This window comes from Micromonospora sp. KC207, assembly GCF_004348615.1.
Classification (GTDB): domain Bacteria; phylum Actinomycetota; class Actinomycetes; order Mycobacteriales; family Micromonosporaceae; genus Micromonospora.
The window spans coordinates 21417-28496 of sequence record NZ_SMKJ01000057.1 but is presented as its reverse complement, the minus strand read 5'-3'; the positions used below and the strand labels follow the sequence as shown (position 1 = coordinate 28496).

At 71.1% G+C, this 7080-nt stretch carries 6 protein-coding genes; 5 read left to right on the top strand and 1 reads right to left on the bottom strand.

Annotated elements, in window-relative coordinates; all coding sequences use genetic code 11:
• Positions 1-74: 74 nt before the first annotated feature.
• Complete coding sequence (locus E1258_RS10105) at positions 75-785, bottom strand: BTAD domain-containing putative transcriptional regulator (RefSeq protein WP_132399000.1); 711 nt, start codon at positions 783-785, stop codon at positions 75-77.
• 201 nt (positions 786-986) lie between these two features.
• Between E1258_RS10105 and E1258_RS10100 the strand changes: the two genes are divergently transcribed.
• The 5 genes from E1258_RS10100 to E1258_RS10080 all read left to right on the top strand — a co-directional run bounded on the left by E1258_RS10100 (position 987) and on the right by E1258_RS10080 (position 7067).
• A complete protein-coding gene (locus E1258_RS10100; protein ID WP_132398998.1) occupies positions 987-1937 on the top strand; it encodes a UbiA family prenyltransferase in 951 nt (316 codons plus the stop codon).
• A 145-nt stretch (positions 1938-2082) separates the two neighbouring features.
• Positions 2083-3147 carry a sensor histidine kinase gene (locus E1258_RS10095; protein WP_132398996.1) on the top strand — a complete coding sequence of 355 codons (1065 nt, stop codon included), beginning with the start codon at positions 2083-2085 and terminating at the stop codon, positions 3145-3147.
• Positions 3144-3827 carry a response regulator transcription factor gene (locus E1258_RS10090; RefSeq protein ID WP_036374435.1) on the top strand — a complete coding sequence of 228 codons (684 nt, stop codon included), beginning with the start codon at positions 3144-3146 and terminating at the stop codon, positions 3825-3827. Before E1258_RS10095 ends, E1258_RS10090 begins: the two co-directional genes overlap by 4 nt.
• A 155-nt stretch (positions 3828-3982) precedes the next feature.
• Positions 3983-5242 (top strand): AMP-binding protein, encoded by a 1260-nt coding sequence (locus E1258_RS10085; RefSeq protein ID WP_165949709.1) that lies wholly within the window; start codon positions 3983-3985, stop codon positions 5240-5242.
• Between the two features lie 454 nt (positions 5243-5696).
• Positions 5697-7067 carry an RICIN domain-containing protein gene (locus E1258_RS10080; protein WP_165949708.1) on the top strand — a complete coding sequence of 457 codons (1371 nt, stop codon included), beginning with the start codon at positions 5697-5699 and terminating at the stop codon, positions 7065-7067.
• Positions 7068-7080: the final 13 nt, after the last annotated feature.

The window sequence follows — 7080 nt, the reverse complement described above, 5'->3', positions numbered from 1 at the left end:
ATGCTGGACGCTCCAGCGGGATCGTGATGGTCATGCTGCTCCCTCCATGGCGGGCGGTCGTGTTCGGCCGGCGGTCACACCTGCGCCAGCCGGTCCTGGGCGAGTTCGTCCCACCGCAGCGCCGCCGCGGTGATGCCGAGCTTGCGGTGGCAGTCGGCCAGGGCGGCGGAGGGGACCGGGTCGTACGGATCCACCTCCAACGCCCGGCGGTTCCAGCGGATCGCGGTCCACCAGTCCTCGGCCTCCAGCGCCAGGTCACTGAGGAGCCGCAGTGCGTGCAGGGCGCGGGTGCGGCACCATTCCCGCTCGGCCACGGCCCACTCCGCGTCCTGCGCGGGGAGCAGGTCGCCCCGGTAGACCTCCACCGCGCGCCGTAGGTGCCCGGCGGCCAGCGCCCGGTCGCCGGCGGCGAGTGCGGCGTTGGCGGCGGTGATCCGTCGTTCGAAGGAGGCCACGTCGATCCAGAGCTGATCGGTCTGGAGCAGGTAGCCACCGTCCACCGAGGCGATCCGCACCGGGGTGTGGCCCTCGCCCGTCGGGCAGAGGGCGCGCCGGGCCCCGTGCACCGCGGCCTTCACCGAAGTGGTGCCGGCCGACGGCGGCAGGTGCGGCCACAGCGCCGAGCGGAGGGTGTCCCTGCTGACCGGCCGGCCCCGGTGCAGCAGCAGGTATTGCACCAGCGCCTGGGACCGGCCGGCCCGCCAGTTGGTGACGGTGCGACCGTCAATGGTGATCCGGAATCCGCCGAGTAGTTCGACGCTCGACGGGGCTGTGTTGTCTGACATATTGCTCCACCACGATCTGCCGTTCCCTGGGTGGGGGTGACCTGCCGACCGTAAATTGCTTACGCTGGGGAGACCAAGGTGGCGAAATCAACGTGCCGGCGAAAGTGGAGGTAGGTGGTAGTCGCTCTGCGACCATCGTCGTAGGTGTAAGTCAGTGACTCGGATGAACCGAGTCACGGGTTCCGCGCCCACGATATTCACATGACCTACCACTCGGTTATTCGGTTCGACCGGTACTCCCGGTCCGCGGGTGTCGTACGGCCGTCGACGGTGGCGGTCGCGGAAGGCTGCCGATACCTGGCGGCGAGTTGGCGGGAAGCCCGCCCCGTCGTGCAGGTCGTCTTCCAGCTGCGTTTTCTCGCGGGCGCGGCCGTGGCCGCCCCGCAGGCGGTGCTGACCCGGCCCGGGTCGCTGCTGGTGGGCGCGTTCGCCTGGCTCTGCGCGACCTGGTTCGTCTACCTGCTGAACGGGCTCTCCGACCAGGTGGAGGACCGGCGCAACGGCTCGCTGCGACCGCTCGCCAGCGGAACGCTCCCGGTCGGCGTCGCTCGGCGGACCGCAGTCGCCCTGGCCGGGCTCGCACTGCTGTCGGCGGCGGCGGTCTCGGCGCGTCTTGCCGGGCTGGTGGCGCTGATGTTGACCCTCGGCTGGCTCTACTCGGCCGGTCCCCGGCCGCAGAAGGGCAACATGGCCGGCTTCGTGCTGGTGGTGGCGTCCGGTGGGGTCGTCACCTACCTGGCCGGAGCCGCCGCGGCAGATGGGCCGGTGCGTTCGGAGTTGATGGTGCTGATGGTGGCGATGTCGCTGTGGATGGCGCTGGCCGGCACCACCAAAGACCTCTCCGACGTGGACGGTGACCGGGTGGCCGGCCGGCGTACCCTGCCGGTGCTGCTGGGCGACGGGGCCGCCCGCCGGCTGATGGCCGTCCTGGTGGCGGTGGCCGGCGGTGTGCTGCTGGCCGGCGCCCTGCTACTGGCCCCGGTGCTGGTCCTGCCGGCGGTGGTGCTGGCCTTCGGCGCGGCCGGGGTGGTCGGTTGCCTGCTCCTCGGCGCCGGTGCCACCGGGCGCCGTCGCCAGCGCCGCCCGTATCGGCTCTTCATGGTCAGCCAGTACGCGGTGCACCTGAGCGTGCTGGGGATCTTTCCGGGTTGACAGCAGCCGGGGTCGTCGGCGAGCAAGTCGGGTGTGGACGGTCACATCCGTCGCTGTCGGCAGAGGGTCTACGCTGCGCGACAGGCGCGCTACCGTGGTAGCCTCTGCCGAGATAGCGGGGGGGTCCGTGGCGAAGCCATACGCGATGCAGCCCGTGACAGAGGCCGAACTGTCCTCGATGGCGCGGGAGATCGTCGAAGCGTTCCATCGCTCACTGAGTCAACAGGAAAGCGAACTGGTCAACGGTCCCGATGTCCTGGCGCAGCTCGCGGCGCAGGTCCGGGCGGTGCTCAACGACGTCGCGGCCCGGGTGTCCATGACCGAGGCGCCCCCGATGGATCTGGTCGGCGAGGCTCGATTGTTCACCGTCGACATCGGTGCCGACCGCGCCCGGCGCGGCATCCATCCGGTCCAGTCGCTCCGTGCCGCGACCACCCTCTTCGAGGTGATGCTGCCGGTCATCACGCGCGACCTGCCGGCCACGGACAGCGCCGGGGTGCTCCGGCTCAGCCGCGCGTTGCACGAGGCGATCATGGCTCGGGTCGCGCTGGCCTCGCTGTCGTATGTGGGGTTCCTGATGCAGAAGTTGCAGGCGTCCCGGCAGGAGGAGCGCAATCGGATCGCCCGGGAGCTGCACGACCGGGTCCTGCACGAGATGGGGCTCACCCTGCACCGGCTCGACCTGCACCGGCACTACGCCGATCGCGATCTGGAGCAGGCCCGGGCCAAGATCGACGCGGCCATCGAGTCACTGGACGAGGCGGTCCGTACGGTGCGTGGCCTCTCTGCCGAACTCCGTCGTTCGGTGGGCGAGTACGGACTGGAACGTACCCTGCGCGGCTACCTGGAGGCTAACGTGCCGCCCTCGGTGCGGTATTCGCTGGTGGCAAACGGTGACCTCAAGGTGCTCCCGCCCGACGTGCTGGAGGAGCTGTACCTGATCCTGCGGGAGGCCGCCCGCAACGCGGTGCGGCATGCCGCACCGTCCCGGCTGGACATCGTAATCGACGTGGGGGACAACGCGGTGGCCGCCACGGTGGTCGACGACGGGTGCGGCTTCGACACCACCGACCCGGACTGTGCCCGGGGTGGCCTGCCGTCGATGTACGAGCGGGCCCTGTTGCTGCACGGCGAGGTCGAGCTGATCAGCGCGCCTGGCCAGGGCACCCGGGTCGAGGTGCGGATCCCGTTCGCCGAGGCGGGCCTGTGAACGCCCCGGTCCGGTCGCAGATCCGGGTGTGCCTGGCCGACGACCACACCCTGCTGCGGGACGGTATCCGGGAGATGCTCTCCACCGAGCCGGAGTTCGCGGTCGTCGGTGAGGCGTCCTCCGGGCCGGAGGCGGTGGCCCTCGCGGTGCGGCTGCGCCCGGACGTGCTGCTGCTCGACGTCGAGATGCCGGGTCCGGGTGCGGCGGCGGTGATCCGACAGGTCCGACGGACCGCATCCGAAACCCGGGTGATCGTGTTGACCATGCACGACGACCCGGACATGGTGCACGAGCTGTTGGAGGCGGGCGCCGTCGCGTACCTGCTCAAGACGATCCTGCGGGACGACCTGGTCGCCGCGGTGCGCTCGGTGGTCCGCCGTCCCACGCAGAGCGTCCTGCTGGCGGTCTCCCGAGAGACGGTGGAGCGGCTGGACCGGCAGAAGCCGCGAACGAACGGCACCCCGTTGACCTCGCGGGAGCTGGAGGTGCTCCGGCTCACCGCGGAGGCGATGAGCAACGCGCAGATCGCCAGCCGGCTCTTCATCACCGAGGCCACGGTCAAGCGGCACCTGACCAACATCTACGCCAAGTTGCAGGCGGTGTCCCGGGTGGACGCCATCCGCAAGGCGACCGCCGCCCGGCTGATCAAACCGATGGACGACAGGCCCACCGCCCGCTGACGACCCGCGGCGCTCCCGGTGAGGTATGACCAGGCCATGACCGGCGTCACTTAGGTTTGTTCGGTCGGATGTCGTCGAGGTTTGACCCGGTGTGTCCCCCGGCCTCGAGCCGGCGCGAGGGACGCCGGGCCAGTCTCCGGAGCTGGGAGCGCCGCATGTCTGGGTGGAGGGAGTCCCGCTACTTTCAACTGGTGGTCAGCCAGACCCGGGATTTCGCGGTCTGGCCGATCGGTCGACGGCCACCCGAGGGATGGCGGATCGTGCCGTTCGCCGGGACCATCCAGGCCTGCGGCCGGCAGGTGGCGGAGCGGACCGGCGCGGTGCGGGCCAGCGACGTGGCCCGTTCCGTGGCGACCGACATCAGCCTCGTCGGTTTGCTACGTAAGGCGGCGGGGGAACAGCCCGATGCGCCCGCGCTGGGCTTCGGCCACCTGCGGCTGTCCTACCGGCGGCTGTGGGAGTCGGTCGACGACGTCGCTGACCGGTTGGTGGCGGCCGGGGTCGGTCCCGGCCGGCGGGTCGCCGTCGTCGGCGACTGCGCCGCCGACCTGATCGGCGCGGTCCTCGCGGTGCTGGCCGCCGGAGCGAGCTGTGTCCTGTGTGCCGGGAGTCGCCCGGAGGCGGCGGTGCGGGCGACACGGCCGGAACTGGTGCTGGTCCCGGCTGGTCCCGGGGCACCAGCCGGGTGGCCGTTGGTCCGGCAGCGCTGGCGGGGAGTGACCGGGGCGGCCTGGCAGGCTCGTGGCCGGGCCGGGTCGACGGTGGCCGCGCCTCTGGTGGAAGAGCCGGAACCGTCGTTGATGGTGCCGCTGGCCGAGGATGCGGTGAGTGTGGTGTGGCGTGGCACGCAGTTGACCTGGTTGGCCGGTGACTGCGGCCTGCCCCGGTCGGGCCAGGGGGACCGGCTGCGCGTGCCGGTCCCGACGGACCCGCTGGTGGGCGCGGTGGCGGTGGCACGCGCGTTGCTCACCGGTGCGGAACTGGTCCTGCCGGCGGTGCGGCCTGCGGGCGCGGGCGACCGGCGTGACGCGGCGGCGGGGCTGGCCCGGTGGTCGTTGCGGATCGACCGAAACGCCGGCTCGGCCGACGAGGTGGAGCTGTGCGGCTTCGCCGAAACCGCGATGGTGGCGGCGGTGGTGTCGGAGGGCGGCGCGTTGGCGCCGTTGCCGCAGCACCGGTGGCACGTCCTCGACGACGACTTCGGACCGGTGCCGACAGGGGAGGTCGGAGAGCTGTTCCTGGCCGGTCCCATGCTGACCGTCGGGTACCTCGACCGGCCCGAGCTGACCATGGCCCGATTCCTGCCGGATCCGCTGGGTGCCGCCGAGGGGAGCCGGATGTTCCGGACCGGGTGCCGGGCGCGGCGGCTGCCGGGACACCGGTTCGCGCTCGTCGAAGGGGATGACGGCATCTGACCTGCCTCAGCTCGCGGTGGGCGCACGGGAGAACCTGTTTAGGTGAGTGACCCGGCCTGCCGGAGGCTGAGGAGGAAGCAGGCTCCGGGCTCCGGCGGCGTGCGGCGGGTCGCCCGGTGCGACCCGCCGGACATGGCATTGACATATCTCACTGAATGACCCTAAGGTCTTGCCGAAACGATTCGACGTCGGCGGGCGGTCCGGGCAGCGTCCGGCCGCGTAAGGCGCGGGTGCCGTCGACGATACGAGCACCATCTGGTCCTGCACGGGCAGCGGGGCCAGAGATGGAGTCTGCGGGAACTGAGCCGGTCGGGCGCCGCGGGCCCGTCGTGCGCGTCTCCGGGTGCCCCCCTCAGGGGTGAGCGCGGTCAGGAATGGCGCGTCGTGGCGGTATGGGGATCGCCGTGGATGCCCGTGCCGGAATCAGTCCATGCCGAGTGGCAGGAGCCGCATCATGGCAAAACGCAGACCCATTCTCGGAATCATCGCGGCCGCGGCGATCTTCGTCGTGGCCGCAGGCGCAACGGCAGTGGCCGGTGGCCTGAGCGGAAGCGCGTCGGCCGCAGGGATCGGAGCGGCTGCGACGACCGCTGGGTGCGGCAAGGCGCCCACGTTGACCAGCGGCCCACGATCCATCCAGAGCGGGGGTCAGAACCGTAGCTTCATCCTCAGGATTCCCGACAACTACGACAGGAACCACCCCTATCGGTTGATCTTCGGGTTCCACTGGAACGGCGGCACCGCCAACGACGTCGACTCCGGCGGTTCGGACGGGGCGGCCTGGTCCTACTACGGGCTGCGGCAGCAGGCGAACAACAGCACCATCTTCGTCGCACCCCAGGGCAACAACAACGGCTGGGCCAACCCCGGCGGCCAGGACGTCACCTTCGTCGACGACATGATCAGGCAGATCCAGGCGGACCTGTGCGTCGACACCACGCAGTTGTTCGCCCTCGGCTTCAGCTACGGCGGAGGCATGAGCTACGCCCTGGCCTGCGCCCGGGCAACCGTCTTCCGCGCGGTCGCCGTCTACGCCGGTGGGCAGCTCAGTGGGTGCAGCGGCGGCACGCAACCCATCGCGTACATGGGGCTGCACGGCATCGGGGACGCGGTGCTCAACATCTCCGCCGGGCGGTCCCTGCGCGACACGTTCGTGCGCAACAACGGGTGCACCCCGCAGAGCCCGCCCGAGCCGAGGCCGGGCAGCCTGACCCACATCACCACCACCTACTCCGGCTGCCGGGCCGGCTATCCGGTGGTATGGGCCGCCTTCGACGGCGGTCACACCCCCGGCCCCGTCGACGGCGGTGGTGACAGCGGAGCCAGGACCTGGACCAAGATCGAGGTGTGGAGGTTCTTCACCCAGTTCGGCGGCACCAGCCCGACGGCCTCGCCGACGGCCTCGCCCACCGCCAGCCCGACCACCCCGCCGCCGAGCAGCACCTCGGCCGTCCGCAGCGTCTCCTCCGGTCGGTGCCTGGACGTCAACGGCGGCTCGCAGACCAACGGCGCAGCGGCGATCATCTGGGACTGCCACGGCCAGAGCAACCAGACGTGGACCTCGACCGCCGCCCAGGAGCTGCGCGTCTTCGGCGGCAAGTGCCTTGACGTCAACGGCGCCGCCACCGCCAACGGCAGCTCGGTGATCATTTGGGATTGCAACGGCCAGTCCAACCAGAAGTGGCGGTTCAACGCCGACGGCACGATCACCGGGGTCGGTTCGGGCCGCTGTCTGGACCTGGTCGGCAACGGCACGGCGAACGGTACGCGTGCCCAGATCTGGGACTGCAGTGGAGCGGCCAGCCAGAAATGGAGCCGCGCCTGAGCCCCGAATGTCG

What these genes read in the sequence shown, in the direction of transcription:
- E1258_RS10105 (WP_132399000.1), bottom strand. Translation starts at nt 785, where the DNA reads ATGTCAGACAACACAGCCCCGTCGAGCGTCGAACTACTCGGCGGATTC.
- E1258_RS10100 (WP_132398998.1), top strand. Translation starts at nt 987, where the DNA reads ATGACCTACCACTCGGTTATTCGGTTCGACCGGTACTCCCGGTCCGCG.
- E1258_RS10095 (WP_132398996.1), top strand. Translation starts at nt 2,083, where the DNA reads ATGCAGCCCGTGACAGAGGCCGAACTGTCCTCGATGGCGCGGGAGATC.
- E1258_RS10085 (WP_165949709.1), top strand. Translation starts at nt 3,983, where the DNA reads ATGTCTGGGTGGAGGGAGTCCCGCTACTTTCAACTGGTGGTCAGCCAG.
- E1258_RS10080 (WP_165949708.1), top strand. Translation starts at nt 5,697, where the DNA reads ATGGCAAAACGCAGACCCATTCTCGGAATCATCGCGGCCGCGGCGATC.